This window comes from Shewanella schlegeliana (genome assembly GCF_016765635.1).
In the GTDB taxonomy this organism is placed as follows: Bacteria; Pseudomonadota; Gammaproteobacteria; order Enterobacterales; family Shewanellaceae; genus Shewanella; species Shewanella schlegeliana.
The window spans coordinates 251785-272712 of the sequence record NZ_JAESVD010000003.1; the positions used below are offsets into that span (position 1 = coordinate 251785).

Below are 20928 nucleotides of genomic sequence, written 5' to 3' on the forward strand. Positions count from 1 at the left end.
GCGGTTTCACCTATCACGAAACCGCACAAGTTGCCCAAAGCAAACAAAATAATCTACACTAAAATTAATAACTTAAACTTGTCTGTTGCGCTGTGCCCAGCTACCTATGGCAAAGAAAATCGCCACAACCAGTAGGAATAACCAATGGGATGGGATCTTTGCCATATTTTGCGCTAGAACGGGGCTTAAATGGATGATCATCAGCCCATAGCCAAATGCGTTGACGATAACAAAAATTAGCGTGCGTAGTAGAAAAGAGCGCCCTGCAAGGTAGCGACGCAGGAAACGATTGATATCGGCGCCAAAAACCACAAGACAACAGGCTATAATTGCCGTTGAAATTTCAGCTAACCAAGGGTAAATAAACGACCCTAGGTAGTTAAAAAATTCAATAGCCTTAGATATTAGATTAGACATTGGCCAAGCAGGTTAAAACTGAGGTTAATGTAGAATATAGGGAGTTAGTATGGGACACAAGCTACTATTACTCACCAGAGAGAATGAGCGATATCGTCAACTTTTAAATTCGTGCCACCTGCCTAATACTGAGATCTTAGACGATGATCCTCAAGGTATTTTTAATGCTGATGTCTGGTTAGCCGAGCCAAAATTGGCCGCGCCACTGCTACCTCATGCCGCAAACTTGAAGTGGATGCAGTCTACTTTTGCAGGCGTCGACGCCCTAGTAAAGCCAAGACAGCGCAAAGACTACGAGCTTACCAATGTGAGAGGTATTTTTGGGCCGCTGATGAGTGAATACCTGTTTGGTTACCTGCTGGCTTACCAAAGAGAGCACAGAAAATACCGCACTCAGCAAGATCAAAAAATTTGGTTACCGGGCAGCTTTAAAACACTGCAAGGGCAAACACTATTACTACTAGGCACTGGCTCAATTGCTAAACATATCGCTCAAACAGCCAAACACTTCGGCATGCATGTTATTGGTATCAATCGAGGTGCAAAGCCTACGAGAGGCTTCGACGAAGTTGATACTCTAGCCAATCTAACTCGGTACCTGCCACAAGCTGATGCCGTTGCCAGTATCTTGCCTAGCACTCCCGATACCCAAGGCGCCCTCAACAAACACACCCTGTCGTTATTAAAAGAAGAAGTGGTGCTGTTTAACCTAGGACGCGGCGATGTACTCGATTTAGATGCGCTCTATCAGCAGTTAATAGCCCACCCAGAACAGCAAGCTATTTTAGATGTATTTAACCAAGAGCCACTGCCGGAAGAGCACCCTATCTGGTCTCTAGATAATGTGGTCATTACACCGCATATAGCAGCGCCAAGTTTTCCTGAGCAAGTAGTCGAAATTTTTGCTGAAAACTTCCACAAGTGGGTTAAAGGCGAAAAACTATCCCATAGAGTGCACTTTGAGCGGGGCTACTAACGACCTGCTAGGTGGTTGATAGAATATAGACTAACGACCATTTGGCGCAAAGGTGTGACCTAGGCACGGTTTTTAATAACAGCCTTAGACGTAATGACCAATAACTATACCCAGTCGTTATTAGCATTGAGAATCATTTTCATCTATACTTCGGGCCATGTTCGATTTTGAGATGATATTTAATGTACGTTTGTCTTTGTCACGCAATCACCGATACACAGATCAAGGAAGCCGTTAGCCAAGGTGATATGTCGTTAGCCGATGTTAAGAAACGCCTAGGTGTAGCCAACCAGTGTGGAAAGTGTGCCAAGATGGCGACGCAGATAATCCAGAATCAGGTCGACATCGAGCCGAACTATTACGAGGTAGCTTAGCCTTAATAAGCACGCCGAGTTTCATTAAAAAAATGCAGCCAAAAGGCTGCATTTTTAGTTTTCAACTTACTCTTATATAGACTTAGTCTTGTTAAAATTAGTCTCGTAAGAGCTTAAATGACAGGTTCACCATCACCAAGTTCTACGCTATCGACACGCTGTAGTCCACGAGGTAACTTAGCACCACGGCGGCCACGTTCACCACGGTAATGCTCTAAGTCACTCGGCTTTAAGGTTAGCTTACGCTTACCAGCCCATAGAGTGACAGACGTATCTTCTGGGATCACATTCAAATGCAATAACAGCTCTTCACGATTCTTAGCACGTTCGCCAGGAATACCGATAATCTTGTTACCTTTACCCTTCGATAACTGTGGCAATGCATCGAGAGAGAACAGCAGCATCCGACCTTCATTAGTGATCGCTAAAATTGACTGAGCTTTAGACTTATCGACCTTCTGAGGCAATAACACCTTAGCATTAGCAGGCAAACTTAACAGCGCCTTACCCGCCTTGTTACGAGATACCATGTCTTTATTCGAACAGACAAAGCCGTAGCCAGCATCGGAAGCCAGTAGATAGCACTGCTCTTCATCAGACAGTAACAGGTGCTCCATCGTCGCCCCAGGCGCTAAATTAAAGCGCGTGGTGATCGGCTCACCCTGAGAGCGCGCCGATGGCAAAGTATGAGTCTCTGTGGCGAACGCCCGGCCAGATGTGTCGATAAATACGCTCGGTTGATTACTACGCCCTTGTGCTGAGCGTAAGAAGCTGTCGCCAGCCTTATACGAAAGGCTCTGACCATCAACGTCATGACCTTTAGCGCAGCGCACCCAGCCTTTCTCAGATAATACAACGGTAACTGATTCTGCAGGAACTAACTCCTGCTCTGTCAATGCTTTTGATTCTGTACGCTCAACCAGTGGAGAACGGCGCTCATCGCCATAGTCTTCACCGTCTTTGATCAACTCTTTCTTAATCAGCGTCTTCATACGGCGCTCAGAACTTAACAGAAGCTGTAACTTATCACGCTCTGCTTCTAGTTCGCTTTGCTCAGCCTTAATCTTGAACTCTTCAAGCTTGGCTAAATGACGTAGTTTAAGATCCAGAATTGCATCGGCTTGCTTATCAGAAAGATTGAAGCGTGAGATCAACTCAGCCTTAGGATCATCGTTATAACGGATGATCTCAATCACTTCATCGATATTCAAAAATGCGATCATCAATGCATCTAGAATATGTAATCTCGATAAGACCTTATCTAAGCGATACTCTAAACGGCGCTTGACCGTGGTCATTCTAAACTCGAGCCATTCAGTTAATAGCTCAAGCAGACCTTTAACCTGCGGACGGCCGTTTAGGCCTAGAACGTTTAGGTTAACTCGGTAACTTTTCTCTAGATCTGTAGTGGCAAACAGGTGCGCCATCATCTGGTCACAATCAACACGGTTCGAGCGTGGAACAACCACAATACGTACCGGGTTTTCATGATCCGACTCATCACGCAAATCGGTTACCATAGGTAACTTCTTCGCCTGCATCTGATTGGCTATCTGTTCTAAAATCTTACCGCCACTAGCTTGGTGTGGCAGTGCAGTGATAACCACTTCGCCATTTTCTACAGTATAAACCGCACGGGTCTTAATCGAGCCACGACCAGTTTGGTAGATTTTAGCGATATCAGCTGCTGGCGTGATAATCTCGGCCTCGGTCGGATAATCAGGCCCAGGAACAAACTCCATCAGACGTGGAAGATCCGCCTTAGGGTTTTCAAGTAGCTCAACACAAGCACCAACCAATTCTTTGGCATTGTGCGGTGGTACATCCGTTGCCATACCAACAGCAATACCGGTAATACCATTAAGTAAAATATGCGGTAAACGTGCAGGTAGCACTAACGGCTCTTTCATGGTGCCGTCGAAGTTAACCCCCCAATCCACGGTGCCTTGACCTAGCTCGCTAAGCAACACTTCCGAAAACTTAGACAATCTCGCTTCGGTGTAACGCATAGCAGCAAAAGACTTAGGATCGTCGGGAGCACCCCAGTTACCTTGACCATCAACCAGCGGATAACGGTATGAGAATGGCTGCGCCATCAATACCATGGCTTCATAACAAGCACTGTCACCGTGTGGGTGATACTTACCTAATACGTCACCGACGGTACGTGCTGACTTCTTGTGTTTTGACTGAGCCGATAAGCCTAACTCGCTCATGGCATAGACAATACGTCGCTGAACAGGCTTGAGTCCATCGCCAATATGCGGCAATGCACGATCCATGATGACATACATGGAATAGTTCAGATACGCCTCTTCCGTGAAGCGGCGTAGAGGCATCTGCTCTACCCCATCAAGGCTTAAATCTATCGCATCACTCATTAATCATTATCCTGTGACTGATTTTTTGCTGACTCTTTATAAAACAAACGATATACGTTGCCTTTTAAGTCATCAGAAATATACATGGCACCATCGGGCGCCGTGACCAATGCATATGGTCTAGCGACGGGAAACTCTCCGTCTAGAAAACTCACCACAGTGCTTCTTTTAGCAACTTGGCCATCTTTAATCTCTAACATCACGACTTGATAGCCGACCTTACTCGAGCGGTTCCATGAGCCATTTTCAGCAACGAACATCTGGTTATGGAAACGCTCAGGAAACTGAGTACCGCGGTAAAAATGTAGCCCTTTAGCACCAACATGAGCCGGTAGCTCATAGGTCGGCGATACCACTTTCAAATTTTTAGGCTTATCGTAGGCAGGCTCAATAATGTCGGTGGCATGAATATAGGGAAAACCAAAGTGGCTGCCTTTGCGCTCGACCTTATTGATCTCATCTGGCGGCAGGTTATCCCCCATCCAATCACGACCAAGATCGGCAAACCACAACTGGTTATCTTCAACCGCCCAGTCGAAAGCCAACACCTTGCGTACACCACTGACGATCTGCTCACTGTCACCCGTTTCAACATCTATCGCAATAATACTGCTATATGGCGCCTCTGTTTCACACACATTACAAGGCGCACCAATGGCAATATATAACAAACCATCTGGGCCAAATTGCATCGCGCGGCGACTCTTCTTACTGTTGCCAGGCAATCGTTCGTAGACCTCTTTAGGGCGTCCCGGCCTACGCAAACGAGACTCTATCTGGTTGAAGCGTAAGATACGCTCCTCTTCTGCGACGTATAAATCCCCATTATGAAATGCTATCGCCTCGGGATAATCTAGCCCTTTAGCAATCACATAACGCTTATCCACTCGACCATCATTGTCGGCGTCCACCAAGGCGGTAATGGTACCGTCTCGATAGGACCCCACAAATAATGTCCCTTTGTCTCCGACGGCGAGCTGTTTAGCGTCACCGAGATCGGAGGCATATAGGGTTAAGCCAAAACCTTTCGATACAGTGATCATTACAGGTTCGGCAGCGAGTGCACTGCAGCTAAATATAAAGTGAGCACAAAGCAGCGAGATCCCAACGGCTAATTGATTTCGATAATTTTCAAACGTCATTATTATTCTTTTGTCTGATGATAATCATTTATTGCCGACTAGAGCTGGGCGAGATCACCCTTAGTTTCTAACCAAGTCTTTCTGTCACCAGAACGTTTCTTGGCTAAAAGCATATCCATAAGTGCCAAAGTGTCATCGGCATCATCAATGGTTAATTGCACTAATCGACGCGTATTTGGGTCCATAGTGGTTTCACGCAATTGCAGTGGATTCATCTCACCCAATCCCTTGAATCGTGTAACTTGGACTTTTCCTTTCCGTTTTTCTGCGGTGATTCTGTCAAGAATACCGTCTTTCTCCGCCTCATCGAGGGCGTAAAATACATCTTTACCAATATCGACTCGGAACAGTGGTGGCATTGCCACGTAAATATGCCCCTGCTCCACCAACACACGATAATGCTTCATAAACAGCGCACATAGCAAAGTCGCGATATGCAGACCATCCGAGTCCGCATCGGCGAGAATACAGATCTTGCCGTATCTGAGCTCTGAAATATCCGCACTATCAGGATCGCACCCGATAGCAACAGAAATATCATGCACCTCTTGTGACGCCAGCACCTGCGAGGCATCGACCTCCCAAGTGTTCAAAATCTTACCACGTAGCGGCATAATCGCTTGGAATTCACGATCACGAGCTTGCTTCGCACTACCGCCCGCAGAGTCCCCCTCCACAAGGAACAGTTCGCCGCGCATCGGGTCTTGACCACTACAATCAGTCAGTTTGCCCGGTAGCGCAGGGCCCGAGGTTATACGCTTACGCGCCACCTTCTTGGCCGCCTTTAAACGCTTCTGTGCATTGTTGATGCACATATCAGCCAGCGCCTCTGCCTGCTCAGTATTGGTGTTTAACCAAAGACTGAATGCATCACGAACGATGCCCGATACAAATGCTGCGCATTGTCTGCTAGAAAGCTTCTCTTTAGTTTGGCCTGCAAACTGTGGATCTTGCATCTTAATTGACAAGATAAAAGTGCTGCGATCCCAGATATCTTCAGGGGTTAACTTAATACCTCGCGGCATTAAGTTTCTGAACTCACAGAACTCACGCATCGACTCCAGTAAGCCCTGTCTAAAGCCGTTAACGTGCGTACCACCAAGCGGTGTAGGAATAAGGTTGACGTAACTTTCGTTAAGGTATTCCCCTCCCTCTGGTAGCCAAGTGATCGCCCAGTCTGCCGCCTCAAGATTACCAGCGAAGCTACCAACAAACGGTACTTCTGGCAGTGTTGGAACACCGTTAACCGATGATTTTAGGTAGTCCTCTAAGCCACTTTCATAAAACCACTCTTGTGTTTCATTGGTCTGCTTATTAACAAATTTAATTCTCAGGCCGGGGCATAGCACCGCTTTAGCTTTAAGCAAATAGGTCAACTTGGAGATAGAGAAGTTGCCTGAGTCAAAATAGCTAGCATCTGGCCAAAAATGAACGCTGGTACCGGTGTTACGGCGACCACAGGTGCCTGTTACATGCAAGTCTTCGACTTTCTCGCCATGCTCAAAAGCCATCTGATAGACTTCGGCATTACGCCTAACGGTAATCTCAACTCGGCTAGATAGCGCGTTTACGACGGAGATCCCCACACCATGGAGACCACCCGAGAACTGGTAGTTCTTATTGGAGAACTTACCACCAGCGTGCAGTTTAGTCAGGATAAGCTCGACACCGGGGATCCCCTCTTCAGGGTGAATATCAACCGGCATACCACGGCCATCATCGGTGACCTCTAATGAGTTATCGGCATGCAAAATAACGTCGATACGACTAGCGTGGCCCGCCAATGCCTCATCGACACTATTGTCTATGACTTCCTGTCCTAAGTGGTTTGGACGCGAGGTATCGGTATACATACCGGGGCGACGTTTTACAGGGTCGAGTCCATTAAGGACTTCAATAGCATCTGAGGTGTATTGGTTTGTCATGGCACACATATTATTTTGTTATTCAGGCCATGTTGCGGCCCTACGGGTCTATTTGTCAAGAAAACAGATATTCACAGATAGAAGCAAGTTGGTCCTCATAGCCGATAAAGCTATGGTCACCACCGGGTTCTATTAAGAGCTTACAACAGTGATATTTCTGCACGGCCTGTTTATAGTCGAGCACTTCATCGCCGGTCTGTAAAAGTACATAAAAGCGATCGGGATTGATTATTGCGGGCGTATTGTAACGCGCCACATCCTGTTTATGTTCAGCAACAACTTGGTAGGTTTCATCCGTATAGGGATTGTACTGAGTGCCAATGAATTCATCAAACAGTTCGAAAGGTTTTACCGCAGGATTGATTAAAACTGCGCGTCCACCGTAAGTTTCCGCCAAATAACTTGCGAAATATCCACCTAACGATGAACCAATATAAGTAAGGGGCTGCCCCGCTTCTTTTGCCTTCTCAACAATATCTATCAGCAGTGCCATCGCTTCTAGCGGCTCGCTGGGCAGTTGTGGCTGTTGAAATGCTAAATCAGGATAGTTTTGCGTAATAAACCGCGCGGTAACTAAACCTTTATCTGAAAGGGGAGAACTATTAAATCCATGTATATATAGCAGCATACTTCCTCACACTGCGGCCTTTCTTATTTAATAACCGCCTGCTTCTTTATCGGGTGAAAATGTTTCACCTGGCACACGGTAAACATTAGTCAGAATGCTACCATCAGACTTAAGCTCCAGCAAACGATAGCCTGGTTGCTGTGCGTCTAAAGCAAAATAGGGAGACTTAGGTTTAAACTGAATGCAAGTGGACGGTGTCGCCATCAAATGCAGTTGTCCATGAGGGCCTGTGTGCTCGGTATCGATACTCTGATGGACATGTCCCCAAAGTAAACCTTTTACTTGTGGGTAATGAGCGACTCTGTCAATAAAGTCCTCACCATTATCCATGCAGTGCTGATCGAGCCAGTTACAAGCTGTAAGAATCGGGTTATGGTGCATCACCAGCAGTACATGACGTTCAGGCTCCGATTTTATCGCACTGTCGATAAGCTCAAACTCCTCATCAGACATATGTCCGCCTGGCCGCCCTCTTACCGTCGAGTCCAACATAAGGATCTGCCAGTTACCCGCCAAGATCCGCTTTTGACCAAACACCTTTGGCCCCTGCATATGCAAACTCATGATACGAGGATCGTCATGGTTTCCCGGCAGGTAGTGACAAGGTAAGCCCACGGGAGCTATCGCCTCGACAAAGCTATGGTATGACTCGTTGGAGTAATCTTGGCTAATATCACCCGTTGCGAGCATGAAATGTGCAGGGTAATTAACTGCAGAGATAGTATTAAGCACAGCCCCTAAGCTTTGAGCCGTATTGACCCCTAATAACTGGGCTTCGGGATCAGCAAATAGATGAGGATCGGTGACTTGCACGATTCTCACACTCTCGGTTTCAGAAATTGAATAAGAGATAGCCGTCTTTAGCAAATTAATTACCCAATAATCAGATCAACTGACAAATTTAGTTAAGTTATCAATCTTCAATAACTCTTCTAGAAAAGCATTGACTTGGTACTTTTCATCCCGATGATGCATATGCATATTTGGATAATCATACACTGGTCGTAATTGATAAATCTGTTGACTAGTTAACACTTCTGCTAATTTAGCATCATGATAAATGCGCACCGAAACTTTTGGAGTAGTGAGCCATTCGTTGCTACCTACACAGCGTGAAATCTGCACTAATTGAGTATATCTAGTGTTTTCTAACAAGCAGACATCTAATTGACCGAACTCTCCTTTTACTCGCCACTGTGTACCTTCGCTAGGTTCAAGAGTGAGCCACCTTTGAATGTGCATATAATTGCGCCCACAAAGCGCCAAAAACTGGCTGACATTAGGCTGATACTTAGATTTTTTAGCGAACAACACTTTTGACACAACTTAATCCTAACTCTTTTTAACTTCTGTTCAGCGCTAGAGCGGCTTAACTCCATACTGTTTAACGATATCTTGATAATTTAACTGTAGCCATAGCAGACCTATCACTGTCGATGCATTATCAATCCGACCAGAGACCACCATCTGATACGCTTGCTCTCGGCTTAACACATGCACCCGAATATCTTCCTGCTCATGGGCTAAGCCATGGATGCCTTTGGCTTCAGCGGCGGAGATTTTAGCCCAGTAAAAATCATAACGCTCACTGGTTCCGCCTGGGCTTGAAAAGTATTCGTTTACCTTGGTTAGCGCTTGGGCGTTCAAGCCAGCCTCTTCCTGTAGTTCACGACGAGCCACATCCTCCGAGGTCTGCCCGCTATCGATCATACCTGCCACCAACTCCAGTAACCAAGGAGTTTTGCCACTTTCAAGCACAGGAACGCGGATCTGCTCAATCAATACCACCTGATCCAAAATGGGATCGTATGGCAAAACAACCACGGCATGGCCTCGTTCAAATACTTCCCTTGAGACCTCATCACTCCAACCACCGTTAAAGAGGCGATGTTTAAAGCGATATTCGTTCATTTTAAAGAAGCCTTTATAAAGGGTTTTCTTGCCCAATAATTCGACATCATTACGATTAAATGTGCTATCCATCTCGTCTCCTAAACATACTTGTTTATAAGGGGGTTAATGCCACAATAAAGCCAAACTAAAATATTAATACTATGATGAAAGCAGCACTAATCATAAGCAAAAAAAACTGTTACACTTCCGAGTTGACTTAGAATTTGTACGTTTTTACTATTTAACCACTAAGTTTAGATGTATTGGGAAGCGTCGGGAAGCGCAAACCGCCTTACTCTGTGTGCGTTATTGTAAGGCTAGACTAAACATAACAAGTTAAATTCGCTCCTCAATGGAGAATTTTGTCTAAAAGGACAGCAAATGAAATTCAAGATCCGTTCTCTATGTGCTGCACTAACTCTTGCAGCGACAACGCAAGTAGCTCATGCCGATGACCTTCTACAAATATATCAACAAGCATTGACCAGCGATCCTGTTGTGCTACAAGCTCAAGCCCAGCGTGATGCTTTGTATGAGCAGATTGAAGAGAACCGTGCGCCACTACTACCAACTATCAGTGCCAATGTGGGTTACGACAAAGCATGGAATGACCCAAGCGCTGACTCTAGCGGTATCACTGGCGGCATTAAGCTTAACCAAGTTATCTACGATCACAGCGCATGGGTAGGCTTAAGCCTAGCGGAAAAAGCGGCTTCTCAAGCAGACTCTGCTTACGCATCTGCGCTACAAAACCTGATTATCCGCGTGACGAATGCATACTTTGACGTGTTAACGGCCAAAGATAACTACGAATTCCAAGGTTCAGAGAAGCGTGCTATTGAGCGCCAGCTTGAGCAGACTAAGCAACGTTTTGCTGTAGGTCTTACCGCGATCACCGACGTACATGAAGCTCAGGCTCAGTATGACTTAGCTAACGCGCAAGAAATTCTAAGTCAAAACACTCTTGCCAACAGCTATGAAGCACTGCGTGAAATTACAGGTATTGATCATAAGCAAATCGATATTTTAGATATGAATCGCTTCTCAGCAACAGCGGTTGCACCTGCATCTTCAACTGATTGGATTAAAATTGCAGAAACCAACAGCATTGACTTGATGACAACTCGTATCGGTAAAGATATCGCTGAAGAGACTATCGCCCTGTATAAAGCAGGTCACATGCCATCACTAAGCTTAAATGCCGGTTACACGAAAGGTATTGAGCAAGAACCTGCCATCAATGGTAATGATCAGTTTGATAACGGCACAGTTGGCGTAACACTAAGTATTCCTATTTTTGAAGGTTTCAAAGTGTCTTCGCAGGTTAACCAAGCACAGTACCAATATGTAGAAGCAAGCGCGAAACTTGAGCAGACACACCGCCAAGTGGTTAAAAATGTACGCAATAACTTTAACAACGTCGGAGCATCTATCAGCTCTATTCGTGCCTATGAACAATCAGTGATCTCTTCACAGAGTGCACTACAGGCTACAGAGGCCGGTTTTGAAGTGGGTACCCGTACTATTGTTGACGTATTGAACAGTACACGTAACTTATATGATTCAAAGCGTAAGCTTTCTGATGCGCGTTATGGCTATATCAACTCAATCCTGGCACTTAAACAAGCTGCTGGTACCTTGAATGAAGATGACGTTGCCTCAATTAACAATGGCCTTACTGCTCCAACACAAACTAAGTAATCCGCCTTGTTAAATAAAAAAACCGCCAAATGGCGGTTTTTTTATTTATGCTGAAATTAGATTAGTCGATGATTAGAAGACTAGTTCAACACCAGCGAAGTAACCTTTAAATTGCATATCAGCTGTTACACCATCGAAACCGTTTACGTCGAACTTAAAGTCACGGTAACCGGCACGAATACGGTAATCTAATGCTGTGCCATCAAAGTTCCAGCCAAGACCTAGAGAGTAGTCATAAACGCTTGACTCATCGACGCCCATCATCACATCGGCAAAACCGTATAGTCCAAGACCTGGCACGCCAACCTGTGCATCGATATAGCCCATTACGATACCGCTATCGATATCTTTAGTTTCTGGGTGACCAGCGTCAGCTACACGGAACTTGCCATCCATCTTCTTGTAAGCGGCACCTAAATCTAGGGCTACGATATCGTTATCTAGAATCTCGTAATAAAGCACAAAATCGGTATTGCTCAGATCTGTAGTGCTGTTAACGTCACCTTTAAAGTTATGACCGTTATAATTAAAATCAGCACCGCTCATCTTGCCATCGGCTTCTAAGCTATTTTGTCTAATTTTAACGTTTGGAATTAGCGGAATTGGATGCTCAACAGCAACCCAGATGCTACCTTGAGAAGATGAGTCATAGTTAAACTCTTGCTGTGGTTGACCCTTTTCAGCAAAAGTACCATTGGTATCAGCCTTCCAGTAGTCTCCACCAACTTTAAAACCAATAACTGTAGCAGCCTGAGCAGAAGTGCCCACTAATGAAGTTAATAGTGCACACGCCAATAACGTCTTTTTCATAGTTAACCTTGAGTCAATAAGTTAGTTAGATCGATAACCGCAGCATTCGCGCGGGAGATGTAGTTTGCCATCACCAAAGAGTGATTAGCGACAACCCCAAAACCTGAACCATTAAGGATCATCGGGCTCCAAACGGGTTGTTGTGTTTCTTCTAGCTCACGAATAATCTGACGCAGACTTACCTGAGCATTTTTCTTTTGTAAAACATCGGCGAAATCGACTTCTATCGCCTTCATAAAATTCAGCAATGCCCATGTCGCGCCACGAGTCTCATAGAAAACGTCATCGATTTTCCACCAGCTGGTTTTGATCTCTTGTGCGCCAAACCCTGGTGTTGATTGCTTTGCAGCACTGTCGCCTGACAAGTCCGTATTTAGGCGCTCTTGCCCCACACTTGCAGATAGATTTTGAGACATGCTGCCTAGGCGCTTTTGCACCTCTTTAAGCCACTCATTTAAGTTATCGGCACGGGCGTAAAACTGCGCGTCTGGGTTTTCTGTGGCCATCATACGAGCACGATAAAGCTTGAGTAGCTTCACTGCGTCACGATACTCACTTTCTGCGCTAGGCACTAACCAACTAGTATGCTCAATATTGAGCTTTGAATGCGCCGCTAACAGATCTTTATCTGCGGTAGACTGCGACTGGGAACGGCTGAACTCTTTACGCATAATCAGCGCCAAGTCACGCGTCTGTTCAATGGCACCAAACTCAAATGCAGCCATGTTGTCCATGAAGATCGATGGTGGTGTCACATCATTTGAAAGCCAACCACCAGGCTTATCTAGCAGAGTTTCAATAGTCAAAATCAATGCGCTAGTTGTTGCGTAACCAATCACATTGTCGACACTCTCTTGATTATATGCATTTTGCTCAATAGGGTCTGGCTCGACACTCCACCACACACTAATCAGATAACCAATCAAGAAAACAACAATAACGGCTGCTAAGACTTTCTTCCATGTCACTTGCATTTGACTAGCTCCTTAATGGTGATGATGCTGGTGAGCACTATCGCTTTGTAGTGCTTGTTTCTTAACGGGTAAGCTAATCTTTTGCTCTGTCCCATCGGCAAACTTAAGCGTCATGTCAACGCTAGAATCAATAGCTAACGGCGATAACAACCCCATCAGCATAATATGGTTACCTGACTCAGACAGCACTAAGCTCCCATGAGAGTCTATGTCAAAACCATCAACCTGACGCATTTTTATCATGCCATCTTCTTCAATTAATGTATGGAGCTGCGCCTCTTTGGCAAAAGGAGCATCGACTGCAACTAGACGAGTAGCATCACCGTGGTTTTCAACCGTGATATAGGCGGCACTATTAGGCACTGTAGGTGGCATCGCGCGCACGTAACCATCGACGAGCACGACTTGAGCATAAGCCGTAAAAGATAAACTACTTAGCAGCGCTAAGTTAAACAATCGTTTGAATATTAGCTTCAATGTCTTAAACTCCATTTAAACCCAATTCGTACAATGAGGACATAACGAATGAGCACGATTCAGGTTAAGGACGATAATGGGGTACGTATCATCACGTTTAATCGTCCAGATAAGCGCAACGCGCTTAACCTACAAATGTATACACAGCTAACAGAATACCTTATCCAAGGTGAGTCGGACAATGAAATTCTAGCCTTTATGTTTCGCGGTCAAACAGATTGCTTTACTTCTGGCAATGATGTCGCCGACTTCTTACAAAATAGCGGCTTAGGTGCCGATCATCCTGCGTTTCGCTTTCTCTTCTGCCTACTCGATCTGAAAAAGCCTGTCGTTGCCGCGGTCACTGGTGCAGCTGTAGGCATAGGCACGACCATGCTGCTGCATTGCGATTTAGTTTATGCCGATAATAGCGCTAAATTTCAGCTGCCTTTCGTGCAACTCGCTTTAGTTCCCGAGGCGGGCGCAAGCCTGCTTTTACCTCAGATTATTGGCCAAGCCAAGGCAAGTGAGCTTTTGATGCTAGGTGAAAGCTTTAATGCGAATCAAGCGCATTCCTATGGCTTAATTAATGAGGTTATCGACAGCGAAACGATCTTCGACTTTACCTTGAAGCGTGCACATCAGTTAGCGGCTCTGCCACCAATATCGCTACAAACGACAAAGAAGTTAATACGCTATAACAGAGAGCAGGTGCGGGAACAGATGAAGAAAGAGCTTGTCGAATTTGAGCAGAGGCTGGCAAGTGATGAAGCTAAAGCAAGGTTTGCTGCGTTTTTAAAGCGTTAATTCAACCTCGAATAAGCCATTAAGTGCGGATGCTAGACGTTGTTGTTAGCATCCGCATATTGTTGCGATTACCACGGCATGACGGTGCGCTTGATAATGGCTTGAGGTGATGCTTTTCAAGGTCGTTAGCATTCCCATTTTATTTACCTCTTTTCATTATTATAAAGCGCCAGCATTAGTAGGGCTTTTCCCACTTAGGTAACACTAAGGCCAATACAAAATAGGTCAATAGTCCCATCGCCGGATTACAAAAAATCGCCACCGCACACACCACTCGTGTCCACATGCAAGACCAGTCAAACTTATCAGCCATCGCGGCACTAACACCACAGACTAATGAGCGTGGGTCTTTTAAACGTTCTACAAAATCAACCATGACTAACTCCCTTCGATTAATCTTCTAACTTGTGCCACTCTAATGAACACACCAGACAGGCGAACATCACTAAGCTAACAACAGGCAATAACAACAGAACCATAAACTGAGCTAAGAACAACATAATTAATCCTTAGCTACCGCACTAGTCACTAATGGCTGTTCTTTGTTTTCAGCGGCAAGTTGCTCATTAGTCACCTGTTGCTCTGTTTCCATATCAAACAGCATTTCAGACATCTGAGCTTGGATAGAAAGACTTAACTCAGTCTGAGCCTTTGTCATCATATCTTGCATCTGAGCAGAAATATTTTGCTCGATATTATTAGCCACATCGCTAACAAGAGAGGTTTCAGCGTGGACGGTGGCACTCGCACCAAGAAGTAAAGCGGTAAATACTGAAGCTTTAACGGTTTTTAATACAGTAGAGTTAAACATAATGGATTCCTTTTCGAGTTTCGCCTAATTGCATCGTTCTGAATAAGAGCTCTGAATGACTTACTTTGAATTCCAGATTTCTTAATTACATAAGAACTAATACAAGTGGTGTGCCAACTTTCAAGAAAGCCATTAAGGCTATGTTTTTGTTTGATATTTGGTTTAATGGTTTTTTACGGAGGAGCTAACAATGTTTGAACATAAAAAAGATATTAGTGAAACTCACCATGCTCTGGTGAATTTCACTAAATTAGATAATTACAAGCTAACGATATCGTCCATAGCGGCTCGAGCTTGAGTGATAACCTCAATGCCAGCCCCTTGTTTGTGAGCATTTTCGCTTATATAACGGCGCCATATGCGTGAGCCCACTTCACCTTGGTAAAGACCAATAATATGGCGAGAAATATGGTTAAGGCGACCACCTTGCTTAAGGTGAGCCTCAATATAAGGCAGCAATCTTTCTAACACTTCATCACGGCTAAGTATCGGAGAGTCGATACCACATAATTTTTGATCCACTTCAGCCAGAATATATGGGTTTTGATAAGCCTCACGACCCACCATGACACCATCGAGGTGTTGCAGGTGAGTCTGACACTCCGCTAAAGTCTTTACGCCGCCGTTAATCGAGATATTCAGCTCTGGGTAATCACGCTTAAGCTGATAAACACGCTCATAATCTAATGGCGGGATCTCACGGTTCTCTTTTGGACTCAAGCCTTGAAGCCACGCTTTACGGGCATGGACGATAAACTCTTCACAACCCGCCGCTTTTACCGTGTCGATAAACTGAGTCAAAAACTCATAGCTATCTTGCTCATCGATACCGATACGGGTTTTAACCGTAACCGGAATATCCACCACCTGCTTCATCGCCGATACACACTCGGCAACGAGTTCCGGCTCAGCCATTAGGCAAGCACCAAAACGACCATTTTGCACTCTATCCGATGGGCAGCCCACATTAAGGTTAACCTCATCATAACCGCGTTCGCCAGCCAGCTTGGCACAAGCCGCAAGATCGGCTGGATTGGAGCCACCTAGTTGCAATGCAAGCGGGTGTTCTTCTTCGTTATAAGCTAGGTAATCACCTCGTCCATGCAAAATAGCACCAGTTGTCACCATCTCGGTATACAGTAGCGCCTGAGAAGACATTAAGCGCGCAAAGTAGCGGTAATGTCTGTCGGTCCAATCCAGCATCGGGGCGATTGAGAAGGTGCGGTTAAGGGGCATAGTGTCAAACCTCATTATAAACATGAGCTTATGACCAAAGCCCATCTATCTTGCAATGTTGTATTTCTGCATATTTTGTCCTATTTCCACAAAAAAGTCCCTTTAAGGGAACGATTTAGGGGCTTACAGGGACACGCATAGAAGAAATTGTCATACAAATTTGGGGCGTGGATTATACAGTCCAAATCATACCGCTTCAAATTTAATGAACCAACACAACGCCTTTGTCACTTCAAACATAATTCTAATTAGTCAGGAGATTTGATGTGGCAACTATTAGTATAGAAAAAGTTTTAACCAAAAAAGGCAATCACTACAAAGCACGTGTGAGAGAAACTAAACATGGAAAACGCCTTTTTGAAAAGTCGAAAACATTTGGTAAAAAATCTGAAGCGGAAAACTGGGCTAACTCACTTGCAGCGCAGATCAAAGAAAGGGGTATCCCTTCAATTAAACCTTGTGATAAAGAAATTTTGATTGGTGATTTAATCACACTTTATCTAGAAGACCCGATAACATCACGAGATTTAGGACGCTCCAAAAATGCAGTGCTCAGAAGGCTACGATCCTATGATATAGCTTTGATACCTGCACATGAGTTAACTGCTACTCACATAGTGCAGCACTGTCGTACCCGTCTTGTAGAAGCCACGGCACCGACCCCACAAACGGTATATCAGGATGTTACCTACTTGCGGAGCGTTATCAATGTTGCTGGACCAATGTTCGGCTACAACGCCAACATACATGCGCATAATGAAGCGATCCCAACATTAATTAAATATCAACTGATTGGCCGCAGTGAAAAAAGGGATAGACGTCCAACACAAATTGAATTGGATTTAGCTGAAGCTGGGTTACAAAAACGACAGAGCCATCACGCCTCATATATACCTCTTGTCGACATATTCCACATGTCGTTATCTACTTGCATGAGACTAGGAGAAATCACCCGTATTCTTTGGGATGATTTTGACGAAGATGCTGGAATCGTAACTATTCGAGATAGGAAAAACCCACGCAACAGCAAAGGTAACCATTGCGTTATTCCGCTTTTTCAGGACGCCATTAACATAATTAAGCGTCAACCCAAGACGGATAGAAGAATTTTTCCATATAAATCAACGTCAATTAGTGCGGCGTGGCAAAGAACCTGCCTAGAGAACCACATTTATGACCTGCACTACCATGACCTAAGAGCTGAGGGAGCTTGTAGATTATTTGAGAGGGGATTAAATATCGTCGAAATATCGCGCATTACAGGTCACAGGGACATTAACGTATTGAATAATATATATTTAAGGTTAAGTGTTAAAGACATTCATCGACGAATTAATTAATACAAATATTCCTCTTTGCTCCTGACGTTTAAAATCAGGAGCAAAATATATTGTGAAGTACATCAAATTTTTCAAACGTTAATATTGCGCAAACTATAAGCAATAAACGATTCAAAAGTTATAACTAGTTGATTAATAAGATGCGACCTCCACAAAAAAAGCAAAAGGTGCATAAAATCAGCTGCTTACAAGTAATTTTTAGTGTTAAATTTGATATTTAGATGAACTAACATCCGCTCCAACAATCATTCCTAGGAGTCAACCAATGGGTTCAGTTCACATTTCGCCTTGTAAAACTAAGATCGGAGTCAGCTATAAGACAACCTACAAATCCGCAAAAAAAGACCCTGTTAAAGGTTCATTTTCTCGTACCTTTGGCACAAAACAAGAAGCTGAACAATTTTCTCATAAATTAAAACAAAAGATTAAAAATAATGACTTTTCATTTATGAAAAAAATTCCAAAATTTATAACCGTTCGTGAGGGATTATTTAATTACCTTGAGTATGTAGCAAATACTGAAGAACTTATTTTGCCTAAAAATATGCCTACGATACTGAATCGTTTTTCTGAAACATCATTAGCAGAATTACCAATAGACTTAATTACAGCTAAAGATGTATCTGACGCAATACGGCAGATAAATGAGGAGTTCGACTTAGCTCCATCAACACTAAGTACCTATATCAGTCATCTATCAACGGCATTTAATGATGCTAATACATTATTAAATTTAAACTTTAATCTGGATTCGCTCTCTATTGCCCGAAAAACATTACAACGACATAAAATTATTGGCTCCAGCAATGTACGTGATCGTACTATGTCAGAAGAGGAGTTCATCAAAATTATGTCTTATTATAATGAGATGGAACAGAGAGGCCGCTCAAAAATCCCAATGGCTGATATCATTTGGTTCGCTCTATACACATGTATGAGATTGAGTGAAATTTGTGGAAAAATTAAACAACATCATTTTGATGAGTCGACAAACACATTATCAATACATGATCGGAAAAACCCTCGTAATCATAAAAAAATCACCAAAATAATGCTGAATGAGGTGACAGCAAGCATCATCAAAAAGATGCCCAAAGGCCTACCAGAGGATCCGATTTTCCCATTTAATCCTCAATCAGTTAGCACATCATGGGCTAAGGCCACATCAGAGCTTGGGATTCCAGACCTGCATTTTCATGATCTCAGAGCCTGTGGTTCTTCACATCTATTTCAACTCGGCATGGACATATTCACTTTATCGAAACTGACAGGTCATAGTTCTGCTGAAATGCTATTAAAACGCTATTTGCGTGGAATTCCAGTCCAGTTACCCTCGCAGGCGTTCTTAGCGACTCCTGTTCATCGCGCGGCTTAATTAGTTTTTAATCTATTAACTCTCTCCGCATTTAGAGGGAGTTAGCTTTCTGCACCCAATTTTGGACGATTTGAATAAATATGGTTACAAAAGATACAGTTAATTGCATTAAACAAACATATGGCACGCTTCAGTTATCGGAGGGGTCTGCGGGCTTTGATATTCAGCAAGCTTGGCTAATAAAGCAGTATATTCCTAGTAAGGCGTTTGGAGTTATTTACGGAGCCAGTGGTTCTTATAAATCATTTGCAGTTTTAGATATGTGTTGCTGTTTGGCCGCAAATAAAACCTGGAACACTCAAAAGGTTGAAGGATGTGCAGTTGTATTTATTGCCGCAGAGGGAGCGGTGGGGATTAAACGTCGAATACGAGCTTGGGAAATTGCTCATAAAACCAATGTGAATAATCTATTCGTGCTCGATAAAAGCCTATCGCCCTCTGAACCGGAGGAACGAATAAAACTCGTTAACGCTATATTTGAGTTGGAGAAACAACACAGTATTAAAATTGGACTTATCGTTTTTGATACGTTATCCCGTTGTTTTATTGGCGATGAAAATACCGCTAGAGATATGGGGCATTTCATCTTAGGATGTGAAACGCTCATAAAAACCACAACAGCAACTGTACTGTGCATTCATCATAGCGGTAAAGATCAGAGCAAAGGATGTCGTGGAAGCTCTAAATTGTTTGCAGATGCTGATTTTGTTTTTCAATTACAGAGACCTGCTGGAACTTCTCTATCCGTTAGCTTAGTCAACCACAAACAAAAAGACGACGAACCAGCTAAAACTTTGGGGATGATCTTTGAAAAAGTTACGCTCGGTATTTATTGTGATGAAGGCCAGCCAGTCTCTTCATTAGTACGTATTGACCAAGCCTTAACCGACTCTCCAGACAATATACCAGAGAACACTATCGTCAAAGTGCTTAGCACAATTTTTGATGGCAGCTGCAACCGTAGCGAACTCCGAAATGCTTTTTTCCCAAAAACTACGGGCAATATTTCTGCTAGAGAAAGAACTCAATTTAGTCGTATTTTGAAAAAAGCCCTAGAAAGCGGGCAAATAACTATTAAACAAATTAGCACTAAAGCCAGTGACAGCGATCAAATATCACTTGTTCATTAGATGTGACAGTGTGACGCACCTATAGGTGCGTCACATGTCACACTCTAACAAACATTAAGCACTATGCTGACCATTGCAACTCACCAGACTCCAAATCAATACTAGCTTTATCTAGCGTTACATGTTGATAAAACTCATAACCTAAGTGGTTACTGACCTGTACATCTGTCACAAAAATATGTTCAAAATAATTATCTATAGCTTTTGGAGTAATAGCGACTACTGGTTCCCCTGTTGCCTGTACGGACGAATACAAAATGCCATCAGCTTTTTCTCCTTCCAGCATCATTGAACCAATAACAGAAGTAACCTCATACAAATTGTCATTGCCTCTACGGGACATAATATCTGCTAAAAAGCGATCAGTAATTTGATATGCCAAAAACAACTCAGGTGAAAATTTCGACTTCATATATTCCTGAGCAACTCGATAGTAATCAAAATTTCCGTTTGACATGTATTGTGGTTTAGAACCACGTCTGACTTCATCCCAAAGGCCTATCATTCGCAATTTTAAATCTGTTCCAGCCCTTTGTTCTGAGCGCAAAACAT

22 protein-coding genes are annotated in these 20928 nt (G+C 43.8%); 7 read left to right on the top strand and 15 right to left on the bottom strand.

Annotation, left to right across the window (positions count from 1 at the left end):
• Window positions 1-72 precede the first annotated feature (72 nt).
• Window positions 73-417: a DUF3392 domain-containing protein gene (locus JMA39_RS06535; RefSeq protein ID WP_202721026.1), complete on the bottom strand. Its 345-nt coding sequence runs from the start codon at window positions 415-417 to the stop codon at window positions 73-75.
• A 49-nt stretch (window positions 418-466) separates the two neighbouring features.
• Here JMA39_RS06535 and JMA39_RS06540 point away from each other — a divergent pair, with 49 nt between their 5' ends.
• A complete protein-coding gene (locus JMA39_RS06540; protein WP_202721027.1) occupies window positions 467-1393 on the top strand; it encodes a D-2-hydroxyacid dehydrogenase in 927 nt (308 codons plus the stop codon).
• 182 nt (window positions 1394-1575) lie between these two features.
• Complete coding sequence (locus JMA39_RS06545) at window positions 1576-1767, top strand: bacterioferritin-associated ferredoxin (protein WP_202721028.1); 192 nt, start codon at window positions 1576-1578, stop codon at window positions 1765-1767.
• A 113-nt stretch (window positions 1768-1880) separates the two neighbouring features.
• Here JMA39_RS06545 and parC read toward each other — a convergent pair whose 3' ends face one another.
• From parC to nudF, 7 genes are read right to left on the bottom strand one after another with little or no spacing between them, the layout of a single operon-like run.
• Window positions 1881-4148, bottom strand: coding sequence for a DNA topoisomerase IV subunit A (parC, locus tag JMA39_RS06550; protein WP_202721029.1), 2268 nt, complete (start codon window positions 4146-4148; stop codon window positions 1881-1883).
• Window positions 4148-5290, bottom strand: a complete 1143-nt coding sequence (locus JMA39_RS06555) for a PQQ-dependent sugar dehydrogenase (RefSeq protein ID WP_202721030.1) — start codon at window positions 5288-5290, stop codon at window positions 4148-4150. The genes parC and JMA39_RS06555 overlap by 1 nt, the downstream gene beginning before the upstream one ends.
• A gap of 38 nt (window positions 5291-5328) precedes the next feature.
• Window positions 5329-7215: a DNA topoisomerase IV subunit B gene (gene parE, locus JMA39_RS06560; RefSeq protein ID WP_202721031.1), complete on the bottom strand. Its 1887-nt coding sequence runs from the start codon at window positions 7213-7215 to the stop codon at window positions 5329-5331.
• A 55-nt stretch (window positions 7216-7270) separates the two neighbouring features.
• Window positions 7271-7843: a YqiA/YcfP family alpha/beta fold hydrolase gene (locus tag JMA39_RS06565; protein ID WP_202721032.1), complete on the bottom strand. Its 573-nt coding sequence runs from the start codon at window positions 7841-7843 to the stop codon at window positions 7271-7273.
• 27 nt (window positions 7844-7870) lie between these two features.
• Window positions 7871-8710: a 3',5'-cyclic-AMP phosphodiesterase gene (cpdA, locus tag JMA39_RS06570; protein WP_202721033.1), complete on the bottom strand. Its 840-nt coding sequence runs from the start codon at window positions 8708-8710 to the stop codon at window positions 7871-7873.
• Window positions 8711-8731: 21 nt separating this feature from the next.
• Entirely contained in the window at window positions 8732-9166 is a 435-nt protein-coding gene (locus JMA39_RS06575) for a DUF1249 domain-containing protein (protein ID WP_202721034.1), read from the bottom strand.
• Window positions 9167-9202: 36 nt separating this feature from the next.
• Window positions 9203-9826 carry an ADP-ribose diphosphatase gene (gene nudF / locus JMA39_RS06580; RefSeq protein WP_202721035.1) on the bottom strand — a complete coding sequence of 208 codons (624 nt, stop codon included), beginning with the start codon at window positions 9824-9826 and terminating at the stop codon, window positions 9203-9205.
• Between the two features lie 291 nt (window positions 9827-10117).
• Here nudF and tolC point away from each other — a divergent pair, with 291 nt between their 5' ends.
• Window positions 10118-11437, top strand: a complete 1320-nt coding sequence (gene tolC, locus JMA39_RS06585; protein WP_202721036.1) for an outer membrane channel protein TolC — start codon at window positions 10118-10120, stop codon at window positions 11435-11437.
• A 72-nt stretch (window positions 11438-11509) separates the two neighbouring features.
• Here the strand turns inward: tolC and JMA39_RS06590 are convergent, their stop codons facing one another.
• Genes JMA39_RS06590 through JMA39_RS06600 form a run of 3 tightly spaced genes read right to left on the bottom strand, consistent with a single transcriptional unit; the run spans window position 11510 to window position 13713 of the window.
• Window positions 11510-12247, bottom strand: coding sequence for a TIGR04219 family outer membrane beta-barrel protein (locus tag JMA39_RS06590; RefSeq protein ID WP_202721037.1), 738 nt, complete (start codon window positions 12245-12247; stop codon window positions 11510-11512).
• Window positions 12248-12249: 2 nt separating this feature from the next.
• On the bottom strand, window positions 12250-13221 hold the full coding sequence (locus JMA39_RS06595) for a DUF2333 family protein (RefSeq protein ID WP_202721038.1): 972 nt from the start codon (window positions 13219-13221) through the stop codon (window positions 12250-12252).
• Between the two features lie 12 nt (window positions 13222-13233).
• Window positions 13234-13713 (bottom strand): copper chaperone PCu(A)C, encoded by a 480-nt coding sequence (locus tag JMA39_RS06600; RefSeq protein ID WP_202721039.1) that lies wholly within the window; start codon window positions 13711-13713, stop codon window positions 13234-13236.
• A 33-nt stretch (window positions 13714-13746) separates the two neighbouring features.
• On the opposite strand from JMA39_RS06600, the gene JMA39_RS06605 reads away from it, so the two are divergent.
• Complete coding sequence (locus JMA39_RS06605) at window positions 13747-14484, top strand: enoyl-CoA hydratase-related protein (protein ID WP_202721040.1); 738 nt, start codon at window positions 13747-13749, stop codon at window positions 14482-14484.
• Between the two features lie 175 nt (window positions 14485-14659).
• Here JMA39_RS06605 and JMA39_RS06610 read toward each other — a convergent pair whose 3' ends face one another.
• The 3 genes from JMA39_RS06610 to dusA all read right to left on the bottom strand — a co-directional run bounded on the left by JMA39_RS06610 (window position 14660) and on the right by dusA (window position 16531).
• On the bottom strand, window positions 14660-14860 hold the full coding sequence (locus tag JMA39_RS06610) for a PspC domain-containing protein (RefSeq protein ID WP_202721041.1): 201 nt from the start codon (window positions 14858-14860) through the stop codon (window positions 14660-14662).
• A 126-nt stretch (window positions 14861-14986) separates the two neighbouring features.
• Complete coding sequence (locus JMA39_RS06615; RefSeq protein WP_202721042.1) at window positions 14987-15295, bottom strand: hypothetical protein; 309 nt, start codon at window positions 15293-15295, stop codon at window positions 14987-14989.
• 258 nt (window positions 15296-15553) lie between these two features.
• Window positions 15554-16531 (bottom strand): tRNA dihydrouridine(20/20a) synthase DusA, encoded by a 978-nt coding sequence (dusA, locus tag JMA39_RS06620; protein WP_237732682.1) that lies wholly within the window; start codon window positions 16529-16531, stop codon window positions 15554-15556.
• Between the two features lie 266 nt (window positions 16532-16797).
• Here dusA and JMA39_RS21395 point away from each other — a divergent pair, with 266 nt between their 5' ends.
• The 3 genes from JMA39_RS21395 (at window position 16798) to JMA39_RS06635 (ending at window position 20376) form a co-directional block, all read left to right on the top strand.
• Window positions 16798-17871, top strand: a complete 1074-nt coding sequence (locus JMA39_RS21395; protein ID WP_202721044.1) for a site-specific integrase — start codon at window positions 16798-16800, stop codon at window positions 17869-17871.
• A 265-nt stretch (window positions 17872-18136) separates the two neighbouring features.
• The gene (locus tag JMA39_RS06630; RefSeq protein ID WP_202721045.1) at window positions 18137-19246 is read left to right on the top strand and encodes a site-specific integrase; all 1110 of its coding nucleotides are present in this window, start codon (window positions 18137-18139) and stop codon (window positions 19244-19246) included.
• An 80-nt stretch (window positions 19247-19326) separates the two neighbouring features.
• Window positions 19327-20376, top strand: a complete 1050-nt coding sequence (locus JMA39_RS06635) for an AAA family ATPase (RefSeq protein WP_202721046.1) — start codon at window positions 19327-19329, stop codon at window positions 20374-20376.
• Between the two features lie 61 nt (window positions 20377-20437).
• Here JMA39_RS06635 and JMA39_RS06640 read toward each other — a convergent pair whose 3' ends face one another.
• Complete coding sequence (locus JMA39_RS06640) at window positions 20438-20923, bottom strand: hypothetical protein (RefSeq protein WP_202721047.1); 486 nt, start codon at window positions 20921-20923, stop codon at window positions 20438-20440.
• Window positions 20924-20928: the final 5 nt, after the last annotated feature.

What these genes read in the sequence shown, in the direction of transcription:
- JMA39_RS06535 (WP_202721026.1), bottom strand. Translation starts at nt 417, where the DNA reads ATGTCTAATCTAATATCTAAGGCTATTGAATTTTTTAACTACCTAGGG.
- JMA39_RS06540 (WP_202721027.1), top strand. Translation starts at nt 467, where the DNA reads ATGGGACACAAGCTACTATTACTCACCAGAGAGAATGAGCGATATCGT.
- JMA39_RS06545 (WP_202721028.1), top strand. Translation starts at nt 1,576, where the DNA reads ATGTACGTTTGTCTTTGTCACGCAATCACCGATACACAGATCAAGGAA.
- parC (WP_202721029.1), bottom strand. Translation starts at nt 4,148, where the DNA reads ATGAGTGATGCGATAGATTTAAGCCTTGATGGGGTAGAGCAGATGCCT.
- JMA39_RS06555 (WP_202721030.1), bottom strand. Translation starts at nt 5,290, where the DNA reads ATGACGTTTGAAAATTATCGAAATCAATTAGCCGTTGGGATCTCGCTG.
- parE (WP_202721031.1), bottom strand. Translation starts at nt 7,215, where the DNA reads ATGACAAACCAATACACCTCAGATGCTATTGAAGTCCTTAATGGACTC.
- JMA39_RS06565 (WP_202721032.1), bottom strand. Translation starts at nt 7,843, where the DNA reads ATGCTGCTATATATACATGGATTTAATAGTTCTCCCCTTTCAGATAAA.
- nudF (WP_202721035.1), bottom strand. Translation starts at nt 9,826, where the DNA reads ATGGATAGCACATTTAATCGTAATGATGTCGAATTATTGGGCAAGAAA.
- tolC (WP_202721036.1), top strand. Translation starts at nt 10,118, where the DNA reads ATGAAATTCAAGATCCGTTCTCTATGTGCTGCACTAACTCTTGCAGCG.
- JMA39_RS06590 (WP_202721037.1), bottom strand. Translation starts at nt 12,247, where the DNA reads ATGAAAAAGACGTTATTGGCGTGTGCACTATTAACTTCATTAGTGGGC.
- JMA39_RS06595 (WP_202721038.1), bottom strand. Translation starts at nt 13,221, where the DNA reads ATGCAAGTGACATGGAAGAAAGTCTTAGCAGCCGTTATTGTTGTTTTC.
- JMA39_RS06600 (WP_202721039.1), bottom strand. Translation starts at nt 13,713, where the DNA reads ATGGAGTTTAAGACATTGAAGCTAATATTCAAACGATTGTTTAACTTA.
- JMA39_RS06605 (WP_202721040.1), top strand. Translation starts at nt 13,747, where the DNA reads ATGAGCACGATTCAGGTTAAGGACGATAATGGGGTACGTATCATCACG.
- JMA39_RS06610 (WP_202721041.1), bottom strand. Translation starts at nt 14,860, where the DNA reads ATGGTTGATTTTGTAGAACGTTTAAAAGACCCACGCTCATTAGTCTGT.
- JMA39_RS06615 (WP_202721042.1), bottom strand. Translation starts at nt 15,295, where the DNA reads ATGTTTAACTCTACTGTATTAAAAACCGTTAAAGCTTCAGTATTTACC.
- dusA (WP_237732682.1), bottom strand. Translation starts at nt 16,531, where the DNA reads ATGCCCCTTAACCGCACCTTCTCAATCGCCCCGATGCTGGATTGGACC.
- JMA39_RS06630 (WP_202721045.1), top strand. Translation starts at nt 18,137, where the DNA reads ATGGGTTCAGTTCACATTTCGCCTTGTAAAACTAAGATCGGAGTCAGC.
- JMA39_RS06635 (WP_202721046.1), top strand. Translation starts at nt 19,327, where the DNA reads ATGGTTACAAAAGATACAGTTAATTGCATTAAACAAACATATGGCACG.